The sequence below is a fragment of the Pseudoduganella sp. UC29_71 genome, assembly GCF_042693265.1.
In the GTDB taxonomy this organism is placed as follows: Bacteria; Pseudomonadota; Gammaproteobacteria; order Burkholderiales; family Burkholderiaceae_D; genus Rugamonas.
In genome coordinates this window covers 3,091,161-3,109,294 of sequence record NZ_CP170549.1, presented here as the reverse complement: position 1 = coordinate 3,109,294, position 18,134 = coordinate 3,091,161, and the positions used below count along the sequence as shown (strand labels likewise).

Sequence of the window (18,134 nt, the reverse complement as noted above, 5' to 3'; positions counted from 1 at the left end):
GAATTAGTGGCCGCATTGGAACAGGAATCGGTGGCCGTTTTTACGAGAATATGCAGCATTCCCGAAGATGGACAGCCGACCCGGATTACTGACTTACCGATTGTCAAATACGTTGAATCTGCCGGTCGATCGCTTTCAGCGCGCGCTCATTGCGCTCGCTGTAGCGGTCGGTCAGATAGTCGCTACGGCCACGCAGCAGAAGCGTCATCTTGAACAACTCCTCCATGACGTCGACCACGCGGTCGTAGTAACCTGACTGGCGCATGCGGCCAGCTTCATCGAATTCCTTGTACGCCATCGGAACCGAGGACTGGTTTGGGATGGTGAACATGCGCATCCAGCGGCCAAGAAGGCGTAGCGTGTTGACCACGTTAAACGACTGCGAACCGCCGCAAACCTGCATCACGGCCAGCGTACGCCCCTGGCTTGGGCGGATTGCGCCCATCTCCAGCGGAATCCAGTCGATCTGGTTTTTCATCACAGCCGTGACAGCGCCGTGGCGCTCCGGGCTGCACCAGACCTGGCCCTCGGACCACAGGCACAGCTCGCGCAGCTCGACGACCTTCGGGTGGTCCTCCGGCACGCTGCCCGCCATTGGCAGCTCCATCGGATTGAAAATTTTGACCTCGGCGCCGAAATGATCGAGGATGCGGGCCGCCTCTTCGGTCAGAAAGCGGCTGAACGAGCGCTCCCGCAGCGATCCATATAGCATCAGGATGCGCGGCGGATGGCTTAAATCTCTCACAGGGTCCAGTTTTCCGACCGTGGGGATGTCGAGCAGTTCGGTCTTGATGTTGGGAAGGTTCGCATTGGTCATACAATTTGTCCTTTATTGCTGTTCGGACCGAGCCGTGAAATCGCCGGGAGCCACGGTTCCGGCCACCGTGGCGTTGGCGGGCACAGCTGGATACAACCAGCAGAACACTGCAGTCGCGGCGGCGGCACCAACCAGCTGCGCAAGGACAAATCCCGGCGCGTCGACGGGACGTATTCCGGCGAAGGTGTTAGTCGCACTGCGGGCCAGGGTCACGGCTGGATTGGCGAACGACGTGGACGAGGTGAACCAATACGCAGCTGTGATATAGGCCGCCACCGCGAACGGCGTGACGGCCGGCCGGCTGCGCGAGCACCCGATGATAACGGCGATCAGGCCGAACGTGGCCACGCATTCGCTCCACCATTGCGCTGCCCCGGTCCTGGCGTGCTCCGAGGCGAAGAACAGCGGCTCACCGAACATGCCATGCGCCGCAGCCACGCCAGCGAAGGCGCCGGCAACTTGGACGGCGATGTAGGGCAGCACCTCCCGGCCGGGAAGATTGCCTTGCACGGCCTCCGACAGCGTCACGACAGGATTGAAGTGCGCTCCGGAGATGGTGCCGAACATCAGGATCAGCGCGATCAAGCCGGCGCCGGTGGCAATTGCGTTGGCCAGTAGTGCGATCGCCACGTTGCCTCCGGCCAGTCGTTCGGCCATGATGCCCGAGCCGACCACCACTGCCAGCAGCATCGCCGTCCCCAATCCTTCCGCCACGATGCGACGTGCAAAACTCATGGTTCAATACCGCCAATGCTGTCGAGTTCGCGCTTCAGGCGTGCGGGATCCTTCCGCAACTCTTCGAGTGGTAGAGCCAGGAACGCCTCGATACGCGCACGGATGATGCGGTAGGTCCGTTCGAACGCGGTGCTGATCTCTTCCTCGGTGCCCACCACGTGGCCCGGGTCGTCAACACCCCAGTGCGTGCGCAGCACCGGCCCCAGATAGGCCGGGCAGGTTTCGCCAGCGGCGCTGCTGCAGACGGTCACGACAATATCGGGCGTTACTGGCAAATCGTCCCACGACTTGCTGTAATAGCCCTCGGTGGAGATGCCCTTGCTATGCAGGAGCTCCACAGCGAGGGGATGCAGCTTACCGGCCGGCTGGCTGCCGGCGCTGATGGCTTTCAGGCCAGCCGGGGCCAGATGGTTGAAGGTGGCTTCGGAAAGGACGGAACGGCATGAGTTGCCGGTGCAGAGAAACAGGATGTTCATAGTGAGTGTGAAGTAAAAAATTTAAACGGAGGTTTCGCCAATCGCCTGGATTTCGCGCTGGATGGCGTTCTTTTCCAGCATGTGCAGCGGCAGGCTGACAAAAATGTTCATGCGCGTCATGATCTGGCGGAAGATGCGGTTGAACACCGCGTGCTTTTCCTCGATGCTGTTCACCAGGGCCGCAGCTGGATCTTCAAAGCTCCAGTGCGCCGACATCGGGTGGCCCGGCCAGTGAGGGCAGACCTCGCCAGCGGCGTTGTCGCATACAGTGATGATGAAGTCCATGTGCGGCGCGTCCGGAGTGCCGAACTCGTCCCAGCTTTTGCTGCGCAGCTCATCGGTTGGATAGCCGGTGTGAGCCAGCTGTTCGATGGCAAAAGGATTGACCATGCCACCAGGGTGGCTGCCGGCAGAGAAGCCCTTGAAGCGGCCCTTACCCATCGTTGTCACCAAGGCTTCGGCCATGATGCTGCGCGCCGAGTTGCCGGTGCAGAGGAACAGTACGTTGTAGACTTTCTCTTGCATGGGAATTCTCCAATTCAGGTAGATGTGGGTTTGGTGTCGCAGCCGGCTGGACCGCAAGGAACGCCGCCACAGCAGTTCTCGGTCAGGTAGTCGATTAGGCCGTTCATGACCACAACATCGGCCGAGTAGATCACGAAGCGCCCCTCACTGCGCGAGGTGATCAGCCTGGCGTACGTGAGCTCCTTCAGGTGAAACGACAGCGAAGAGGGCGCGATGTCGAGCTGCTCGGCTATCTTGGTGGCTGCCATCCCGTCAGGGCCGACCTGAACCAACAGTCGGAAAACGGCCAGCCGGCTCTCCTGGGCAATGGCCGCCAGCGCGGCTAAAACGTCCTTGGTTTCCATATTGATTGCTTCCATGATTCAGTAATTGTCGAAGTATGATAGCGCAGAAGCTACAACATTTCAAAGAATATCGAAGTATATTGACAGCTTGATGACATAGCTCCATGATTTGTTCTCCGATTAAGGAATAAGCCCCAGCGACGCCAACGTGACGGCCCCAAAAAGGCTCCCGCATAGTATGTGGAAGCTGCGCCAAATCTATCCCAGAGAACGCCCGCTATAGCGCTGGAAATGAGCGGAGTGATGCCGGAAGATAAATTGTAAAAGCCGAATGCGGTCCCCTCCAGCTCAGGCGGAACGGTTTGGACCACCATCGTGGCGAGCAGCCCTTGAGTCAAACCCATATGTATTCCCCATAATTAAAGGCCAGCCTGCAAGAGGGCATACGCAATAAGGCCCGTAGCGGAACTGGAATTGCCGCTGCCGGTCGGTCTGACCTACCACCCGAACGGATCGGTCGTCCTCGATCCGGATCAGGCAATTCGCGCCGTGCTGCAACTGCTGTTCGATACCCGAAAATACTTCCGACTGGTCGGCTCTGCTGGTAATGAATGTGGCGACAAGCCAGGTCGAATTTACAGTCAGTGGCATGCTGGCAAGCCGGTAGAGAGGGTGATGGCGTGAGATTGGTCAGTGCCAAGTCAGAAGAGACTCGTCTTAGTTGCTCGATTCAGAAATCTCACGGTCCACGACTTGGACGCCAACCATGACTCCATGTTGTTCAGCGTCATCGCGCGTACGACAAGCCGTGGAAGTGCAGGCACTTAGCAATATATTGCCGCCTTCAAGAATAACAAAGGCGCACCGCCAAGATCGGTCAATTGACTGTATTGGCGTCACGCAAATCGTATATCCTGCGTAGTGGACGCGAATTTCCTGATTCATTGCAGACCGATCATATAGAGAAAATCGATGCGCGGGAGGCTGCTACTCATTATCGTCAATCCATGCTTTTCCCCAGCTCGCGGAATATGTGACCGCATCTTCCATATTGCCAAAGTCCCTGACCGGCGAAAGACGCCCGGCAAAAATACATTTTTGATCTTTCAAGGAAATAACGAGATGGGCCGCAAAGCGTCCACTTGGAAGCTGTAACGGTTCGCAGTTCAGCAAAAAACCCTGATACAGCAGATGATTTTGTGATGACATGACCCCTCCAGCCACATAGTACTTACAGTTGAGTATGAATAAGCAACTGCGACTAGCATCTTTGGTGACACCGAACGGAAAACGGAAGGTGATGATGAATGCCCGGTCATAGGGGGGGGATGGCGCTCCTTAGTTCCCTATTGGTATTAGGCTTTCGTAGGCGAAGCGCGTTTGTAATCACGGATACAGAGCTCAAGCTCATGGCCAACGCAGCTATCATCGGTGACAGCAGCTGGCCGGTGAACGGGTACAGTACACCGGCGGCCAGGGGAATCCCAAGCGCGTTGTACACGAACGCAAACCCTAAGTTCTGCCACATGTTGCGCACCGTATCGACTGAAATCAAACGCGCCTGCGCTATTCCGCGAAGGTCGCCCTTGACCAAGGTCAGATGCGCACTATTTATAGCAACGTCCGTACCAGTGCCCATGGCTATGCCCACGTTCGCTTTCGCAAGAGCTGGCGCGTCATTGATACCGTCGCCGGCCATCGCCACCACCTTGCCCATCTTCTGCAGCTTCTCGACCAGTGCAAGCTTATCCTGCGGTTTGACCTCGCCGTAGTACTCCTCGATGCCTAGTCTGCCGGCAATAGCCTTCGCGGTCGTCACGCCGTCGCCAGTAGCCATGATGACGGTCAGGCCTTCCGCCCGCAGTTCTTGTAAAGCTTCCTGGGTGCTTGTCTTGATGGGGTCAGACACCGCTATCAGTCCTACCAGTCGGCTCTGAGATGCAAGATACATGACGCTCGCCCCCTCGACTCGCAGGCCTTCGGCTGCGTCTGCAAGTGGCTTCCAGTCAATACCTTCGGCGTCCATAAGAGCAGTATTTCCGAGGGCGATTTTATTCCCATTCAAAACTCCTCGAACACCGATCCCGCTGGCTGACTCAAAGGCATCGGGTTTGGTCAATACCAACTTCCTCTTGTTCGCTTCGCTGACAATGGCGTGTGCCAACGGGTGCTCACTGCCTTGGTCAATGCTGGCGGCAATCTGCAAGACGTCTTCTTCCTTGAACCCGGCGGAGGCCACCACGCTGTTAAAGGATGGCTTGCCTTCGGTCAGCGTACCCGTCTTATCGACAATAAGCGTATCGACTTTTTTGAGGTCTTCGATGGCCGCAGCGTCGCGGAACAAGACGCCCATGGTGGCCGCCCGTCCAGTAGCGGCCATGATCGACATTGGGGTGGCCAAACCCAGCGCGCATGGGCAAGCAATGATAAGGACAGCAACCGCATTCACGAAACCAAATACCCAGCTTGGCTCGGGACCGTATACGCCCCACACCACAAAAGTTAGCAACGCAATGGACACGACGACTACGACAAAGTAGCCGGCGACGCTATCGGCTAGCCGTTGCATCGGCGCGCGCGAGCGCTGTGCCTGAGCGACCATCTGGACGATTTGGGAGAGCATCGTGTCACTACCGATTTTCTCGGCACGCATGATAAGGCTGCCGCTCGTGTTGATTGTCGCGCCAATCAATCGGTCGCCGGCGCGCTTGGTAACAGGTAAAGGCTCCCCCGTCAGCATCGATTCATCCAGCGAACTCTCGCCCTCGGCAACAACACCGTCGACCGGAACCTTTTCACCAGGACGGACACGAAGAGCATCGCCAACATGCACGTGCGTTAGCGGAATATCTTCCTCAGTGCCATCCTCGCGAATCCGGCGAGCGGTCTTGGGTGCTAAACCCAGCAGCGACTTGATGGCGGCCGATGTTTGGGAACGTGCCCGCAACTCCAGTATCTGCCCCAAGAGGGTGAGCGATACGATGACCGCTGCGGCCTCAAAGTAGACTGCGATGCTGCCGTGAGCAGCGAACGTCGGTGGGAACAGTTGCGGCGTCAGTGTCGCGAGTACACTGTAGCCATAGGCAGCTATAACGCCGGTGCCAATTAGCGTCCACATATTGGGGCTCATGCGGGCAAGTGACTGCGCCCAGCGCTCGAAGAAGGGCCAGCCCGCCCAAATCACAACGGGAGTACTCAGCGCCAACTCAATCCAATTTTGCCCGGGCAATGCTCCTTGAAAAATCATATGGCCAAACATCGCGAGGACGAACACTGCGGCCGTGAACGGAAGGGTCCACCAAAACCGATGTCGAAAATCGACCAACTCTGGGTTCTCTTCATCATCTAGAGTTGGCATGACAGGTTCTAGCGCCATACCGCAAATCGGGCAGCTACCTGGTGTGGCCTGCTCAATCTCAGGATGCATCGGACACGTGTATATGGCCCCCTCTTGAGCTGGTGCCGCAGGCAGCACTTCGGCATTTTCTTTGTTAAGAAACGCCTCAGGAGTGGTGTTGAACCTTGCCATGCACTTCGCACTGCAAAAATGATAGACCACCTGTTCGTACGAAATCTCTCGTTCCCTATCCGGACCTACCTTCATCCCACAGACCGGGTCAATGAAGGGTTTATCTGATCCGGCCCCGCCTTGGATTGTTGAATGGCGATGCGCAGAGTCTGGCGCGTGTTCGTGATTTTCAACTGCGTTTCTGTTCATGAATCTCCCCTTCGTCACTATCTATTGGCTGAGCCCATTTGTCTATTTTGCAAACCCCACGGTATCCCTTTTATTTCTGATTCGAAGTACCCCTGCTGGAGGCGTGCCAAATTGACTCCCCCTTTTCGCTGTTGAATTGCCAGACGATTGGCCTCAATGATGATGCCCAGTCGGACTGTAAGTAACAACACAGAAGCGCCAAGCATCTGTATCCTTCTTAAAACCCATTTGTTCGCATGCGGGTCCATACACGTCAACACGCCGCCGAACATCCCGCTCGGCGGCGGCAGCTCGTTCCGAATCCGAGGCGCAGCCCGTGATAAATATGGTGGAAAATAGCGCCAAAACAGCAATTTTCGACATGATTCAGGCTCCTATAAGATTGACTATTTTCAACATCTCGAATGGCTGATAAGGCGAAATATATAAGCTCATAGCCTGGCTGTTTTCTATCGCCAGCAATCACTAGTACGGCGTATTTTTAAGTAGATCTTCCATATCTTTGTAGTGCCCTCGGACCTGATTCACGTGAAATTCGTACAGTATGGCGTTCTCTGCGAATTTTGCTCGTTCAGTGTCCATTTCCACTGTATTGCCATCAATTGCTCCCTGACTTGGGATGGAATATTTCACCTCTACCGTCTTCACAGTTTTTCCCGTTCGAAGAGCCTCTTGAACGTCAATGTCTCGGGCCCGATATCCTGGGGTATCTGCATTGGCGATATTTGATGCGAGCAGCACCAGACGATACTCGCGCAAGGAGAGCGCGCGTTCGTTAATTTTGTCGTCCGCATCGGGGGCTTGAGCATCCCGTAGTTGAAAATGAGCGCGAGGCGAACCAAGCTGCCCCAATAGGCCATTTCTCGGCGACGAAGCCGTTGTGTTTGATGATGATGTTTCGCTCACGCGTAGCGGCAGTTGAGTGCTCATCGAATTCTTGAACTGCACCTGGGATAGCATCTCGGAAAAGTTTGAGCTGTTGAAAGTGCTTGGCGGTTTTTGTACAGAACCACCTTCCTTGTTCAACGGCCCAACAGGCAGTGTTGAAAGTTCCATGATATTTACCTTTGTGAGTACCACCAAGGAGTGGCAGGAATTACACAACCTGCCGGATAACACCACTTACTTCGCGGACACCACAACTTGCCCCTTCATACCTGCCTCAAAGTGCCCGGGCTGCAGGCAGGCGAAATCTACTTTCCCCGCCTTTCCGAATTGCCAGACGATATTTCCAGTTTTCCCTGGCGATAACGTTACTTGGTTAGGTTCCGCATGCTCCATATCAGGAAACTTAGCCATCAACTGGGCATGCTCTTTAAGTTCACTGGCTGAGCCAATTACCATCTCGTGCTTGAGCTTGCCTGAATTTTTGACTGCGAAGCGAATAACTTCGCCTTCCCTTACCGAAATTGACGCGGGAGTAAAACGCATGGTGTCGTTCATTTCCACCGTCACTGTGCGGGTCACTTTGGCAGGATCACCCGCTTTACCAATCAGCGAACTTTCTCCCTCATGGCCGCCGTGTTGGTGTTCACCATGAGCAGGCGTTTTACCGTCTTGCACGGCGGCTACCGCTAGCGAGGACGCTGCAGCAAGTAAAAATGCCGCAATTGTGACTGTCTTAAAATTTTTCATTTGAGTCTCCGTTATTCGAAACTGCAACATCTCTACATTGCAGTTGGTGGTTGTTGGGACGTGAGAATTGCCGCAGAAAAAGGGCGCCGAGCAAAAGGAAACTTTCAATCTGTAGTGTCGCGCGGACCAACCTGACACCTCTGTGTGAACGACTCGCAGCGGGTAATCCAATGAATTTGTTATAACCTCCCAGCGCAATAGCAGCCAATACCAGAGCTATCTTTACCAACAGCGTCATGCCATAGAAGGTATGTAATAGATGGTCAGAAGTCCCCACTCTGTGCCATGCACTGAATATGCCTGTAAGAGCAATTCCAATCACGGCAACCATTGCAGCCTGCGACATCAGGTCCAGGTATCGGTCAGCAGAACCAATTTCAAAGGCTGCCACTCGCATCTCATGAAGAGCGAACCAGGCCGAGACCAGAACCGCGCCAGTCCAAAGTCCAATTGCGGAAAAATGTAAGGCCTCTGCTGCGAGCGCCATTGTCCAAAAGCCTTCTTCGCCGGCATGTCCCATAGATGCGCGAGTTACGGCGAATATAGTCAAGGTCAGTGCCACTACAATGTCGCTAGTGCGACTAGCACTGCCAGCCCACCGAATACTAAACAGGACAATCATGGCCAAGGTCGAGATGGATCCAGCATGCCCATAGTCGGTGCTGGAGACCATCATCCAAAACATGGGGCAGGCCTCTCGTAGGCCAACACCGCCCATCACCGCAGTTGCGGCCAGCAGCGCAACCGCGCTACCGACCGCACTTAGTCCCGAAGCTAGTAAGTCGAGCTTGCGAAGCGCCGCCTCAGAATCGTCACGGCTAGTGCCGTTGGACTGTATCCAATAGCGCGCAAACCACGACCCAACAAGCCAGGCAAATCCGACGTTAAGCGCAAATGCCGAACCTATCTGTAGCAACGAGACCGCATCCATTTATTTCACCATAAATTTAAAATCACCTTTACGGCGGTGACCGTCGTGACCGGCGACGGCCCAGGTCACGGTATAGGATCCGGCGGCGAGCGCAGGGACGTCCAAGCGCAGGATTGCAGGATTGGTCGTGTCAACCTTAGCTTTTCCTGGAGTGACTTCTTTACCCTGGCCATCGACTATGGTTATGGTGCTAAAGGCCTCTTCAATTTTCTCATTGAAGGTCAGCGTGATGTCCTTTGGCGCTGCCGCCAGCGTGGCGCCAGCCTCCGGATTGGAGCCCTTTAGGGTGGCGTGTGCCGAGGCAAACGGACTAGCCAAAGTTGCCGCTGCCATGGCGGCGGCAACTATCAATGTGCGCAATGCTTTCATCTTCAGTTCTCCTTGTTGAAATTACTTTGCTGCTTCGATTGCAGTGACCGTGAGGGCGCCACCAACTTTGTCCGCGACGAAACGGACTTTATCTCCCTGCTTCACCTTATCGAGCATTGCCGGGTCTTGAACCTTGAACACCATCGTCATTCCTGGCATACCCAGGTTCTTCAGTTCACCGTGCTTGATGGTCAGCTTGCCGGCCTCCTTGTCTACTTTCTTGATTTCGCCATCGCTCATTGCCGCCTGGGCTGCCGAGGCGGATGCCTGCTGCGCATAGGCGACCGAACCTACCGATGCAAACGAGAAGCCAATAACGGCTGCGAGGACTACTTTATTCAGATGATTCATGATGCTTCCTTTCAGGTTTAATAAAAAATTAGTGTCCGCCATGTCCCGACGGTTTTCGAACCGTCATCTCGACATTTGGCTTATTCATTACCGGCATAGACTGACCACCTGCGCTCGTGCTCCGCGACGGCTCGGGCAATGCGCCGGTCCATTCGTATGCCACTGTCCCAGCCGGATGTTTGTACCAGCCAGGGTCAGTGTAGTCACCGCGCTTTTGGTCCTTGCGAACCTTCAACACGGTGAACATGCCTCCCATCTCTACGCCGCCGAATGGCCCTTCGCCCATCATCATCGGCAGGGTATTTTCCGGAATTGGCATCTCCATTCCGCCCATCGAGCCCCCTTTGTCGCCCATGACCATGTAGTCGGGCACAATCTTGTTAATTTTCTCGGCCACACCGCGATGGTCCACACCAATCATCGTTGGGACGTTGTGCCCCATTGCGTTCATGGTGTGATGGGACTTGTGACAGTGGAAGGCCCAGTCGCCCAAATCAGTGGCGACAAATTCAACCGCGCGCATTTGCCCCACCGCGACGTCGGTAGTGACCTCCGGCCAGCGCGATGCTGGCGGTGTCCACCCGCCATCGGTGCCGGTGACGAAGAACTCGTGTCCATGCAAATGGATTGGGTGATTCGTCATCGTTAGGTTGCCAACACGGATGCGCACCTTATCGCCTTGACGCACGGGCATCGAGTCGATACCTGGGAAGACCCGGCTGTTGAAGGTCCACAGATTGAAGTCCAGCATCGTGTTGATTTTCGGCGTATAGCTTCCGGGCTCCACGTCATAAGCGTTCAGCAGGAAGACGAAGTCACGGTCGACCGCGTGGAGCGACGGGTCTTTCGGGTGTGTTACCCAAAAGCCCATCATTCCCATTGCCATCTGCGCCATTTCGTCCGCGTGTGGGTGGTACATGAACGTACCTGGGCGCTTCGCAACGAACTCGTAGACAAAGGTTTTACCTGGCGCGATGCCAGGCTGGGTAAGGCCGGTAACTCCGTCCATTCCGTTAGGTAGTCGCTGACCATGCCAATGCACGCTTGTGTGCTCCGGCAGTTTGTTGGTCACGAATATGCGTACGCGGTCGCCTTCCACCACTTCGATGGTCGGCCCCGGCGACTGGCCGTTGTAGCCCCACAGATTGGCCTTCATACCAGGCGCGAGCTCGCGCACCACCGGCTCCGCAACCAAGTGGAACTCTTTTACCCCACTATTCATACGCCAAGGCAGAGACCAGCCATTCAGCGTCACGACAGGATTGAACGGCCGGCCATTCGGCGGCGGCGGCGGAACTTGCGTATTCGCATTGTTCATTGACATCGCTTCGGGAAGTGATGCCGCGCCAACTTTGCTTACTGCTGCGGCACTCACTGCTACCGCCCCAGCGCCCCTGAAGAAGTCTCTACGTGAAATCATGGAATATTCCTTGTGTCGGTATTGCTCCCGCCGTTGATGGCGGATTGCAGCTTGGTCTCAGCTATCCAAAAATCGCGCTGGGTTTCGATAGCCGTGTTCACACTGTTCAATTGCTCGCGCGAGTCGGCCAGCAGTTCAAATACACTGGCCAGCATCCCGTTGTAGCGCAGCAGAACTTCGTCCGAAATTTTCTTGCGAAGAGGCACGACGTCGTCTCTGTAGTGACGCGCGATGTCGTAGGTGGTGCGGTACGCCGAATAGGCCTCCCGTACTTCCGACCGGGCTCGAACTGCCGTATCAGTGGTTCGGTGTACGGACTGCATATAGAGAGCTTCGGCGCGCGCTACTTTGGCACCGCCCCAATCGAAAATTGGAAGTTCCAACGAGACCTCGTAACCGTTCTCGCGTGGTAGACCAGTCGAGCTCTTGTTTGTATAGCCGGCGTCGAAGACATTGACAAAGGCGGTCGCTTTGGTCAGTCCAAGCGCTGACGCCGTAGCCTCAGTTTCCCGTCGAGCCGCGAGAACGTCCAAACGTTGCGACAATGCCTGAGCTTCAGCATTGTTCATCTCCTGCGGTTGAGCTGGCAGTTCAGGCAAGCGGTCGGGTAAAACGAATTCTTGTTGTTTTCCCCAGAGGCCCAACAGGCGAATGAGCTGCTCCCTGCTGGCAATGGCTTCATGGCGAGTTCTTGCAAGCTGAGTCACGGCATCCTGATAGAAAGCACGCTCACGGGCCTGGTCAAGCTTGCTCCAATTGCCTACCTTGCTCATGCTTTCAGCCAAGTCTGACGAGGCCTCTGCAGCGCCACGAACTTGTTCTGCAAACGCTGCAGATTGTGCGGCGGCCACTGCTGTGAAGTATGCACGACGCGTGTCTGCTGCCAGTTGTACCGCCTGCGCAGCGGCGAGCAATTTCGCTTGCTCAAAGCGGCCTTTTTCAATTCTTGTCCGCATTGGCAGCGTCAACAATCCCGCGATGTCAAACGTGACACTACGGTTGATTTCCGCGTCGCCGCCTCCGCGCACCCGGCTAAAGCTGAAACCAGGATTACGCATGCGGCCAGCCTGAACGAAGTCGGCTTCCGCCACCCCCAGCTCTGCAAAAGAAGCCTTCAAAGCCGAGCTATTAAGCAGTGCAATCTGAACAGCTGATTCAACGGTCAATGGCTGACTTAAAAGCTCTTGCACCTTCGGATCATTGCTGCTGGCGTCCTTTGTAAATTGCACGGCCTGGCCAACCCTGTTTTTGGTAAGCGAGGAAACGTCGCTTAGTCCGCCGTCGGACGACAGGCTTGCGCACCCTACAAGGAAAACCGCGCCCAGTCCTACAGCGGTGCGGCTGAGCAGCGGCGTATGTAGTCGCAACATGTCATTGCCCCTTCTTATTCATGTGATGACCCTTGTGTGGGTCCGCAACGGGAGCCTCGGCAGGCTTGGCGGACTCCTTTGGCGTTGGCGCCATCTGCATTGACGAGCCATCGTGCGAACCATGTTCAGCTTGGCCGGAAACGTCCTTATTGGCCTTAACCCACAACTTGTCCGGTGACGCCGTAGGTTCCACAGCTGGTTTGTAATTAGTGAAGGCAGATTGATATTGCGGCGGTGATACTGCGGCGTTGGCATCTGTCACAGCCGTCGATACTCGAACGGGCTCGGCGTAGATAGCCATAGGCGCGCTGACCACTGCAAGAAGCAGTAGGCGAAAGCGTTTCATGATTGTCCTCAAAAATGTACTGGCACCTGGAGACATTGCCCCCTGGCGAGGCGGACGTTAATCCGCAACTTCAGCGATTTTTAGGAGTGACGACGAGGCGGGCGCTCGAGAGTGGCGGGGATGTAAGCAGTCATCGCAGGCTCGACTGCGACAGTGGCGAAAGTGGAGAACGTGGTCGGCAATACCTCAGACGGGATGGCCGGGGGAGCTGCTGCACCCACGCAGCAGCTTGCGCAATGGCTACATTTGCCATGTTGGGCTCCTGCGTGGTCTGATCCATCCTCGTCACAATGTCCGTGATGCGAGTCGGCATGAGCCTCAATGGCGCTCTCGTCTCCTTGATGCGACGACGAGTGAGTTTGTTCGGAACCTGGATTGCACGACATCAAAGCAACGGCTCCCCCTTGCAACGGGAGGGCTGCTATCAGAAGCCAGAGCAGGTAACGGACGAATATGCGCATAAGACTTGAAATGGTACCTCAGACGTTCGTAGAATGCCAAGTTTGATAGGCTACACCTTCCTACTAGAGGAAGGTCAAGCGAATTCCACTAGGCCACAACATTCTTTGCATCAGCCTTGCAACAATGGGTTGCTACTGATTAAATTGCACTGTTTCAACATTTTAAAACTACTTCTGGAGACATCATGCGCCTGCCTATTTCCCTGCTCGTTTTATCCGTCATCAGCGCCCCTCTTTTCGCTGCAACTCCTACGGAGACGGTAGCAGAATTCCATGAGGCGCTTTCGACTGGGAAATCTGAGCAAGTGGGGGCACTACTCAGCCCCGAGATTCAAATTTACGAATCCGGCTACGTCGAACGCTCCCGCGAAGAATATACCGGCCACCATCTCAAGGCCGATATCGAGTTCGCGAAGGCGACTAAAAATAAGGTGCTCAAGCAAAGCGAACGCATCGATGGCAAACTCGCGGTAGTCATGCAAGAGACCGAAACGACCGGGAAATACAAGGGCAACAGTGTTCATCTATTCGGCACAGAGACCGCACTTCTCGAAAAGCAGGGCGAAAAATGGGTCATCGTTCACATCCATTGGTCGTCCCGTAAGTCGAAGTGATTTGCAACGCTGGCGGCATACCGCCAGCGGAGCGAAACTTAGTTACGATAGAGAGGATTCGGCGCTACGTACACGCGTACACCGTGGGTGTTCACACCTTCAGGCGCAATGGCGGAGAGCTCGAAGCGATCGCTGTCACGCAGCGTGTCGAACTGCCAAGTGAAGGTCTTACCCTCCAGCTCGAAGGTCACGACATCACCCTTGTCGACATTGACGGCTTTGGTCGCCGCCGAAATCACCACGGTGCGCGTAGCAGCTGGGGCCGGGGCTGCGCTGCCGAATGCCGGATTGGTGTGCATCTCACCTTGGTGAGCCATTGCAGCGAGCGGGGCCAGCGAAGCTACGACGAAAATTGCTGCGATTTTGTTTTTGATGGATTGCATGATTCGGTCCTTTTCTTGGGTTCGGGTTGCTGCGTTTGTGAAGGCGATGAAGCTATTCTACGGAGCCAACCCGCACACCCGAATGACCCGAACATTACATTTACATTACAGCCTTTCTTGCCAAATGTTCGCTGATTGCCAGCGGTAAAGCACTACGCCAGCGGTGCCGCGTACTGGGCTAGAATGCCAGGCAAGCACCTCTTCTTTTTTAGTTTTTTTGGAGTCCATTTGAACCTCGACGTCTCAGCGCCTACCTTAAAAGAACAGCAGCTCCTCATCGAACAATGGAAAGCTGATTCCGCCGCCACCTACCGCAGCTGGTTCCTCTGGGAGGAACGTCTGAAAAATTTCCGCTCAATTCGGCGTGGACTCCACGCCGTCGTGAAAGAGATTCGCGACGACACGTTTGGTAGCGCCTATCGGGGTTCCTCATTAGAGACGGTCGTGCACTCCATCGCAGAGCAACGCCAAATTTTCAAGGGTGCCGACCACGCCTTTCTATGGAAGCCGAAACTTCGTATTCCCGACATATACGAGGACCGCAGTAATCAGATGGCGTTCGCTCAGTTTCTCGATACCTGCTTGTGCTGCAGTACCGACGTCGAGGTTGTGGAGGCGGTTCGAAAACTCGACTCGCATCAAATAAAGGGCCTGGGCCCCGCTTGCGCCAACCTGCTTTATTTCTTGCACCCCACCGTGGTCCCGCCCAACAATACAGCTATCGTGAAAGGCTTCAATGCGTTTTTTGGGGCGAACGTGAAACTGGGGCGTTGGAACGAATACCTGGCAATGCGAGAGCGCGTCATTGAATTTAATACGATGCACAGAAAGTGGTTGTCGAACGACTTGGGCGCTGTAGCAGGATTTCTCTTCGATATCGGCTCTGGGCGATACTCGATTGGTGCGACCAATGCAGTTTCAGTTGATTGGGAGGCCGACCTCGCCAAAGTTCATGAAGAGAGTGCGGCTGCACATAAAGCCCGCGTGGCCGCTTCCGAGAATGACCAAAGCCATACACAGATTCAAGGGTGGCTGCGAGATTTGGGAACGTCCTTGGGCTTTCAGGTTTGGATTGCAAGCAACGACAAGGGCCGACCGTATGGAGATGGGCGCCTTGGCCACGGGTGTTTGACCGAGCTGCCGGCGGCTATACGTGCCAGCAGCGCTCACGACACTATCGCTCTCATTGATGTGCTTTGGCTCGATCCGGTCACTGGGAAAATAGCAATGGCCTTCGAAGTCGAGCACAGCACCAGTATCTACTCTGGAATCGTGCGCATGCTCGACTTGGCACTCGGTGTCCCGGAACATGAAGGCTCAACGTTCTTCCTAGTGGCACCTGATGCGCGTGAAGCCGATGTTCGAGCGCAGTTTGCGCGGCCCGCGTTCTCACGCGTCAAAGAGCTGAATGTGCGGTATATCGGATATGGTGAGCTATCGAAGAATCGGGACGCCATTGCGCGATTTGGAAACGGAGAAAAAGCAATCCTCGCCATCTCAAAATCTTTGAACAGCTGAACGGATCTTGCAGCTAGTGAAGCCCGCCTCCCGGCCCAGGGAACAACAACGAGAACTGTGTCAGTCCGCCGCGCTCGCTCTCAACACTTGCGCGCCCTCCATGCAGGCTCATAATGGACTTCACGATTGCAAGCCCTAATCCGGCAGACGATGACTGCGAAGATCTGGACCTGTCAGAACGATAGAACCTGTCAAACAAGCGGGGCAAATGCTCCGCCTCGATACCCGGCCCGGGATTACTCACCGATATCATGACTCCGTCTGCCATTTGATTAGCCTCCATCGCGATAACGCCGCCGCGAGGCGTGTATCGAACAGCGTTCGCCACCAAATTGCTCACGGCCCGCCTCAAAAGGTGAGCATCGGCGAGCACCACCCCCGTCGCAACGATATCGAAAGAAATACCTGCCTCCGATGCCGGTCCTTCAAAATACTCCGCAATCCGCGCCAACTCGGTCGCAGTATCCAGTCGCTCAGTCGTCAGAGCAATCTGGTCATGGTCAGCACGAGCCAAGAACAGCATACTCTCCACCATCCTCGCCAACCTCCCAAACTCCTCGTAATTGGACGACAGAAGGTTTTGGTATTCCTCTGACTCCCGAGGCTGTGAGAAGGCCACTTCAGTTTGCACCATCAAATTGTTCAACGGCGTGCGCAAATCATGTGCAAGGTCATCGGCAAATTGAGACAGGTTGTTGAAGCTGCTCTGCAATCGGTCGAGTACTTCGTTAAACGAATTGGCCAGTACTCTGAGCTCCTCTGGTGCCGAATCTACATTCAAGCGCATTTCCAAATTGTGAGCCGTCACTTGTTGAGCTTGGGCAGCCAAAGCGCTCACCTTATGCAGGCCCTGACGGACTAGCAAGAATCCCAGTAATGCGGTCAAGGCGGCCCCCGCAAAAACTGCGGTCATTACTTTTTTACGATAGGCCGAAAGTAGGGCAGCGCGGTCTTCTGCGGTCCGAGCGATTGCGATACTAACTATCTTACCGGTGGAACCAACCATACCTTGCGCGACAATGACGCGAAGCCGGATACCATTGGCTAGTTCTACAGGCTTCGTATCAGCCGGTGATGGCTCTGCGTCAGCGGGCAGTTGACTACCGTTTGGAACAAAAGACTGCTCTTCGGTGTTTTGCATCAGCAGACGCCCATCTTGGGTTTGCATGACGATGAGCAGTCCTCGGCGAGTGTCCACAGCATCGAGAAAACGGTGAGGCTCGTTGCGAATGGACTCTAGGCTTGAAGTCTCCTCCAATAGGTGCCTGATTTGTAGGACCCTTCCAACCAAGTCTGTGTCGTCGCGTTCTTGCAGCTGTGTGGCAAGTGCTTGGTACAAGTAAAATCCGACTGCCGAAAATACCATGACAGCCACACATGCGAACAGAGCGCCAAGCTGCATGGTAAGAGAACGGCCGGACCTACTCATCCTCTGTCTTCCAGAACATAGCCCATGCTCCGGATTGTGTGAATCAGCTTTGCAGGAAATGGGTCATCAATCTTTGCGCGCAGTCTTCGAACTGCAACGTCGACGACATTGGTGTCACTATCGAAGTTCATGTCCCAGACTTGAGATGCAATGAGCGGTCGTGACAGAACCTGTCCAACTCGTTTCGACATGAGGTGAAGAAGTGCAAACTCCTTAGCCGTCAAATCAATTCGATTGCCGGCACGCGTCACTCTACGTTTGGGGACATCAATCTCCAAGTCGCCGATTTGAAGTACTTCAGCTTCCTTGATAGGGCCCCGACGTAAGAGCGTTCGAATGCGTATAAGGAGTTCTGCGAACGCGAAAGGCTTGACCAGGTAGTCATCGGCCCCAAGTTCGAGACCCTTGATTCGGTCGTCGAGCGCGTCTCGCGCAGTTAAGAAAAGAACCGGTGTTTCTACTGTCTTGCGCAGCTCGGTCACGATTTGCCAACCGTCCAAGCCTGGGAGCATGACATCAAGCACTATGAGGTCATAGTGAGCTGTGGTGGCCGCATGAAGTCCTTCGGGGCCAGTCTTTGCCCAGTCAACGACGAAGCCTGACTCCGTGAGCCCCTTTTGAATGTACTCACCGGCCTTCTGCTCGTCTTCCACTACCAATAATCTCATATCACTTTCCCGCTGCAAGAGACCGGGCCCATTCCACCCAGATGGCAAAATGCCACCAGCGCCCTGGGGTCAGTCTACATTGGA

Annotated in this window: 21 protein-coding genes and 1 pseudogene; 3 read left to right on the top strand and 19 right to left on the bottom strand. The window is 55.2% G+C overall.

Annotated elements, in window-relative coordinates; translation table 11 throughout:
• Positions 1-103: 103 nt before the first annotated feature.
• The 6 genes and pseudogenes from arsH to ACFJI2_RS13625 all read right to left on the bottom strand — a co-directional run.
• Complete coding sequence (arsH, locus tag ACFJI2_RS13650) at positions 104-817, bottom strand: arsenical resistance protein ArsH (RefSeq protein ID WP_377705513.1); 714 nt, start codon at positions 815-817, stop codon at positions 104-106.
• A gap of 12 nt (positions 818-829) precedes the next feature.
• Positions 830-1,552: an aquaporin gene (locus ACFJI2_RS13645; RefSeq protein WP_377705512.1), complete on the bottom strand. Its 723-nt coding sequence runs from the start codon at positions 1,550-1,552 to the stop codon at positions 830-832.
• Positions 1,549-2,028: an arsenate reductase ArsC gene (locus ACFJI2_RS13640; RefSeq protein WP_377705511.1), complete on the bottom strand. Its 480-nt coding sequence runs from the start codon at positions 2,026-2,028 to the stop codon at positions 1,549-1,551. The genes ACFJI2_RS13645 and ACFJI2_RS13640 overlap by 4 nt, the downstream gene beginning before the upstream one ends.
• Positions 2,029-2,049: 21 nt before the next feature.
• Complete coding sequence (locus tag ACFJI2_RS13635) at positions 2,050-2,553, bottom strand: arsenate reductase ArsC (RefSeq protein WP_377705510.1); 504 nt, start codon at positions 2,551-2,553, stop codon at positions 2,050-2,052.
• 14 nt (positions 2,554-2,567) lie between these two features.
• The gene (locus tag ACFJI2_RS13630; protein ID WP_377705509.1) at positions 2,568-2,897 is read right to left on the bottom strand and encodes an ArsR/SmtB family transcription factor; all 330 of its coding nucleotides are present in this window, start codon (positions 2,895-2,897) and stop codon (positions 2,568-2,570) included.
• Positions 2,898-2,947: 50 nt separating this feature from the next.
• Positions 2,948-3,256 (bottom strand): annotated as a pseudogene (locus ACFJI2_RS13625) (hypothetical protein); the annotation flags it as partial.
• Between the two features lie 55 nt (positions 3,257-3,311).
• On the opposite strand from ACFJI2_RS13625, the gene ACFJI2_RS13620 reads away from it, so the two are divergent.
• Entirely contained in the window at positions 3,312-3,521 is a 210-nt protein-coding gene (locus ACFJI2_RS13620; protein WP_377705508.1) for a hypothetical protein, read from the top strand.
• Between the two features lie 303 nt (positions 3,522-3,824).
• On the opposite strand, the gene ACFJI2_RS13615 is transcribed toward ACFJI2_RS13620, so the two are convergent.
• The 10 genes from ACFJI2_RS13615 to ACFJI2_RS13570 all read right to left on the bottom strand — a co-directional run bounded on the left by ACFJI2_RS13615 (position 3,825) and on the right by ACFJI2_RS13570 (position 12,977).
• The gene (locus ACFJI2_RS13615; RefSeq protein ID WP_377705507.1) at positions 3,825-4,046 is read right to left on the bottom strand and encodes a hypothetical protein; all 222 of its coding nucleotides are present in this window, start codon (positions 4,044-4,046) and stop codon (positions 3,825-3,827) included.
• 106 nt (positions 4,047-4,152) lie between these two features.
• Complete coding sequence (locus ACFJI2_RS13610; protein WP_377705506.1) at positions 4,153-6,555, bottom strand: heavy metal translocating P-type ATPase; 2,403 nt, start codon at positions 6,553-6,555, stop codon at positions 4,153-4,155.
• Positions 6,556-7,020: 465 nt separating this feature from the next.
• Positions 7,021-7,611, bottom strand: a complete 591-nt coding sequence (locus ACFJI2_RS13605; protein ID WP_377705505.1) for a flagellar basal body rod protein FlgB — start codon at positions 7,609-7,611, stop codon at positions 7,021-7,023.
• Between the two features lie 66 nt (positions 7,612-7,677).
• Complete coding sequence (locus ACFJI2_RS13600; RefSeq protein ID WP_377705504.1) at positions 7,678-8,190, bottom strand: plastocyanin/azurin family copper-binding protein; 513 nt, start codon at positions 8,188-8,190, stop codon at positions 7,678-7,680.
• A complete protein-coding gene (locus ACFJI2_RS13595; protein ID WP_377705503.1) occupies positions 8,177-9,121 on the bottom strand; it encodes a copper resistance D family protein in 945 nt (314 codons plus the stop codon). The genes ACFJI2_RS13600 and ACFJI2_RS13595 overlap by 14 nt, the downstream gene beginning before the upstream one ends.
• The gene (locus ACFJI2_RS13590; protein WP_377705502.1) at positions 9,122-9,490 is read right to left on the bottom strand and encodes a copper resistance protein CopC; all 369 of its coding nucleotides are present in this window, start codon (positions 9,488-9,490) and stop codon (positions 9,122-9,124) included.
• Between the two features lie 21 nt (positions 9,491-9,511).
• Positions 9,512-9,841, bottom strand: a complete 330-nt coding sequence (locus ACFJI2_RS13585) for a copper-binding protein (RefSeq protein WP_377705500.1) — start codon at positions 9,839-9,841, stop codon at positions 9,512-9,514.
• A 28-nt stretch (positions 9,842-9,869) separates the two neighbouring features.
• Positions 9,870-11,261: a multicopper oxidase family protein gene (locus tag ACFJI2_RS13580; RefSeq protein ID WP_377705499.1), complete on the bottom strand. Its 1,392-nt coding sequence runs from the start codon at positions 11,259-11,261 to the stop codon at positions 9,870-9,872.
• Entirely contained in the window at positions 11,258-12,631 is a 1,374-nt protein-coding gene (locus ACFJI2_RS13575) for a TolC family protein (protein WP_377705498.1), read from the bottom strand. The genes ACFJI2_RS13580 and ACFJI2_RS13575 overlap by 4 nt, the downstream gene beginning before the upstream one ends.
• A gap of 1 nt (position 12,632) precedes the next feature.
• On the bottom strand, positions 12,633-12,977 hold the full coding sequence (locus tag ACFJI2_RS13570) for a hypothetical protein (protein ID WP_377705497.1): 345 nt from the start codon (positions 12,975-12,977) through the stop codon (positions 12,633-12,635).
• Between the two features lie 646 nt (positions 12,978-13,623).
• On the opposite strand from ACFJI2_RS13570, the gene ACFJI2_RS13565 reads away from it, so the two are divergent.
• Positions 13,624-14,052 carry a YybH family protein gene (locus tag ACFJI2_RS13565; RefSeq protein WP_377705496.1) on the top strand — a complete coding sequence of 143 codons (429 nt, stop codon included), beginning with the start codon at positions 13,624-13,626 and terminating at the stop codon, positions 14,050-14,052.
• Between the two features lie 38 nt (positions 14,053-14,090).
• On the opposite strand, the gene ACFJI2_RS13560 is transcribed toward ACFJI2_RS13565, so the two are convergent.
• Positions 14,091-14,435 carry a CzcE family metal-binding protein gene (locus tag ACFJI2_RS13560; RefSeq protein ID WP_377705495.1) on the bottom strand — a complete coding sequence of 115 codons (345 nt, stop codon included), beginning with the start codon at positions 14,433-14,435 and terminating at the stop codon, positions 14,091-14,093.
• Positions 14,436-14,663: 228 nt separating this feature from the next.
• Here ACFJI2_RS13560 and ACFJI2_RS13555 point away from each other — a divergent pair, with 228 nt between their 5' ends.
• Positions 14,664-15,953, top strand: coding sequence for a type II restriction endonuclease (locus ACFJI2_RS13555; protein ID WP_377705494.1), 1,290 nt, complete (start codon positions 14,664-14,666; stop codon positions 15,951-15,953).
• A 13-nt stretch (positions 15,954-15,966) separates the two neighbouring features.
• Here the strand turns inward: ACFJI2_RS13555 and ACFJI2_RS13550 are convergent, their stop codons facing one another.
• Positions 15,967-17,355 carry a heavy metal sensor histidine kinase gene (locus tag ACFJI2_RS13550; protein WP_377705831.1) on the bottom strand — a complete coding sequence of 463 codons (1,389 nt, stop codon included), beginning with the start codon at positions 17,353-17,355 and terminating at the stop codon, positions 15,967-15,969.
• Between the two features lie 23 nt (positions 17,356-17,378).
• Positions 17,379-18,050: a heavy metal response regulator transcription factor gene (locus ACFJI2_RS13545; protein WP_377705493.1), complete on the bottom strand. Its 672-nt coding sequence runs from the start codon at positions 18,048-18,050 to the stop codon at positions 17,379-17,381.
• Positions 18,051-18,134 lie beyond the last annotated feature (84 nt).

Excerpts from the sequence above, each read along its gene's own strand:
- ACFJI2_RS13590 (WP_377705502.1), bottom strand. The coding sequence starts at position 9,490 with ATGAAAGCATTGCGCACATTGATAGTTGCCGCCGCCATGGCAGCGGCA.
- ACFJI2_RS13560 (WP_377705495.1), bottom strand. The coding sequence starts at position 14,435 with ATGCAATCCATCAAAAACAAAATCGCAGCAATTTTCGTCGTAGCTTCG.
- ACFJI2_RS13610 (WP_377705506.1), bottom strand. The coding sequence starts at position 6,555 with ATGAACAGAAACGCAGTTGAAAATCACGAACACGCGCCAGACTCTGCG.
- ACFJI2_RS13545 (WP_377705493.1), bottom strand. The coding sequence starts at position 18,050 with ATGAGATTATTGGTAGTGGAAGACGAGCAGAAGGCCGGTGAGTACATT.
- arsH (WP_377705513.1), bottom strand. The coding sequence starts at position 817 with ATGACCAATGCGAACCTTCCCAACATCAAGACCGAACTGCTCGACATC.
- ACFJI2_RS13595 (WP_377705503.1), bottom strand. The coding sequence starts at position 9,121 with ATGGATGCGGTCTCGTTGCTACAGATAGGTTCGGCATTTGCGCTTAAC.
- ACFJI2_RS13605 (WP_377705505.1), bottom strand. The coding sequence starts at position 7,611 with ATGGAACTTTCAACACTGCCTGTTGGGCCGTTGAACAAGGAAGGTGGT.
- ACFJI2_RS13645 (WP_377705512.1), bottom strand. The coding sequence starts at position 1,552 with ATGAGTTTTGCACGTCGCATCGTGGCGGAAGGATTGGGGACGGCGATG.
- ACFJI2_RS13640 (WP_377705511.1), bottom strand. The coding sequence starts at position 2,028 with ATGAACATCCTGTTTCTCTGCACCGGCAACTCATGCCGTTCCGTCCTT.
- ACFJI2_RS13565 (WP_377705496.1), top strand. The coding sequence starts at position 13,624 with ATGCGCCTGCCTATTTCCCTGCTCGTTTTATCCGTCATCAGCGCCCCT.
- ACFJI2_RS13615 (WP_377705507.1), bottom strand. The coding sequence starts at position 4,046 with ATGTCATCACAAAATCATCTGCTGTATCAGGGTTTTTTGCTGAACTGC.
- ACFJI2_RS13550 (WP_377705831.1), bottom strand. The coding sequence starts at position 17,355 with ATGCAGCTTGGCGCTCTGTTCGCATGTGTGGCTGTCATGGTATTTTCG.
- ACFJI2_RS13635 (WP_377705510.1), bottom strand. The coding sequence starts at position 2,553 with ATGCAAGAGAAAGTCTACAACGTACTGTTCCTCTGCACCGGCAACTCG.
- ACFJI2_RS13630 (WP_377705509.1), bottom strand. The coding sequence starts at position 2,897 with ATGGAAACCAAGGACGTTTTAGCCGCGCTGGCGGCCATTGCCCAGGAG.
- ACFJI2_RS13580 (WP_377705499.1), bottom strand. The coding sequence starts at position 11,261 with ATGATTTCACGTAGAGACTTCTTCAGGGGCGCTGGGGCGGTAGCAGTG.
- ACFJI2_RS13585 (WP_377705500.1), bottom strand. The coding sequence starts at position 9,841 with ATGAATCATCTGAATAAAGTAGTCCTCGCAGCCGTTATTGGCTTCTCG.
- ACFJI2_RS13570 (WP_377705497.1), bottom strand. The coding sequence starts at position 12,977 with ATGAAACGCTTTCGCCTACTGCTTCTTGCAGTGGTCAGCGCGCCTATG.
- ACFJI2_RS13575 (WP_377705498.1), bottom strand. The coding sequence starts at position 12,631 with ATGTTGCGACTACATACGCCGCTGCTCAGCCGCACCGCTGTAGGACTG.
- ACFJI2_RS13600 (WP_377705504.1), bottom strand. The coding sequence starts at position 8,190 with ATGAAAAATTTTAAGACAGTCACAATTGCGGCATTTTTACTTGCTGCA.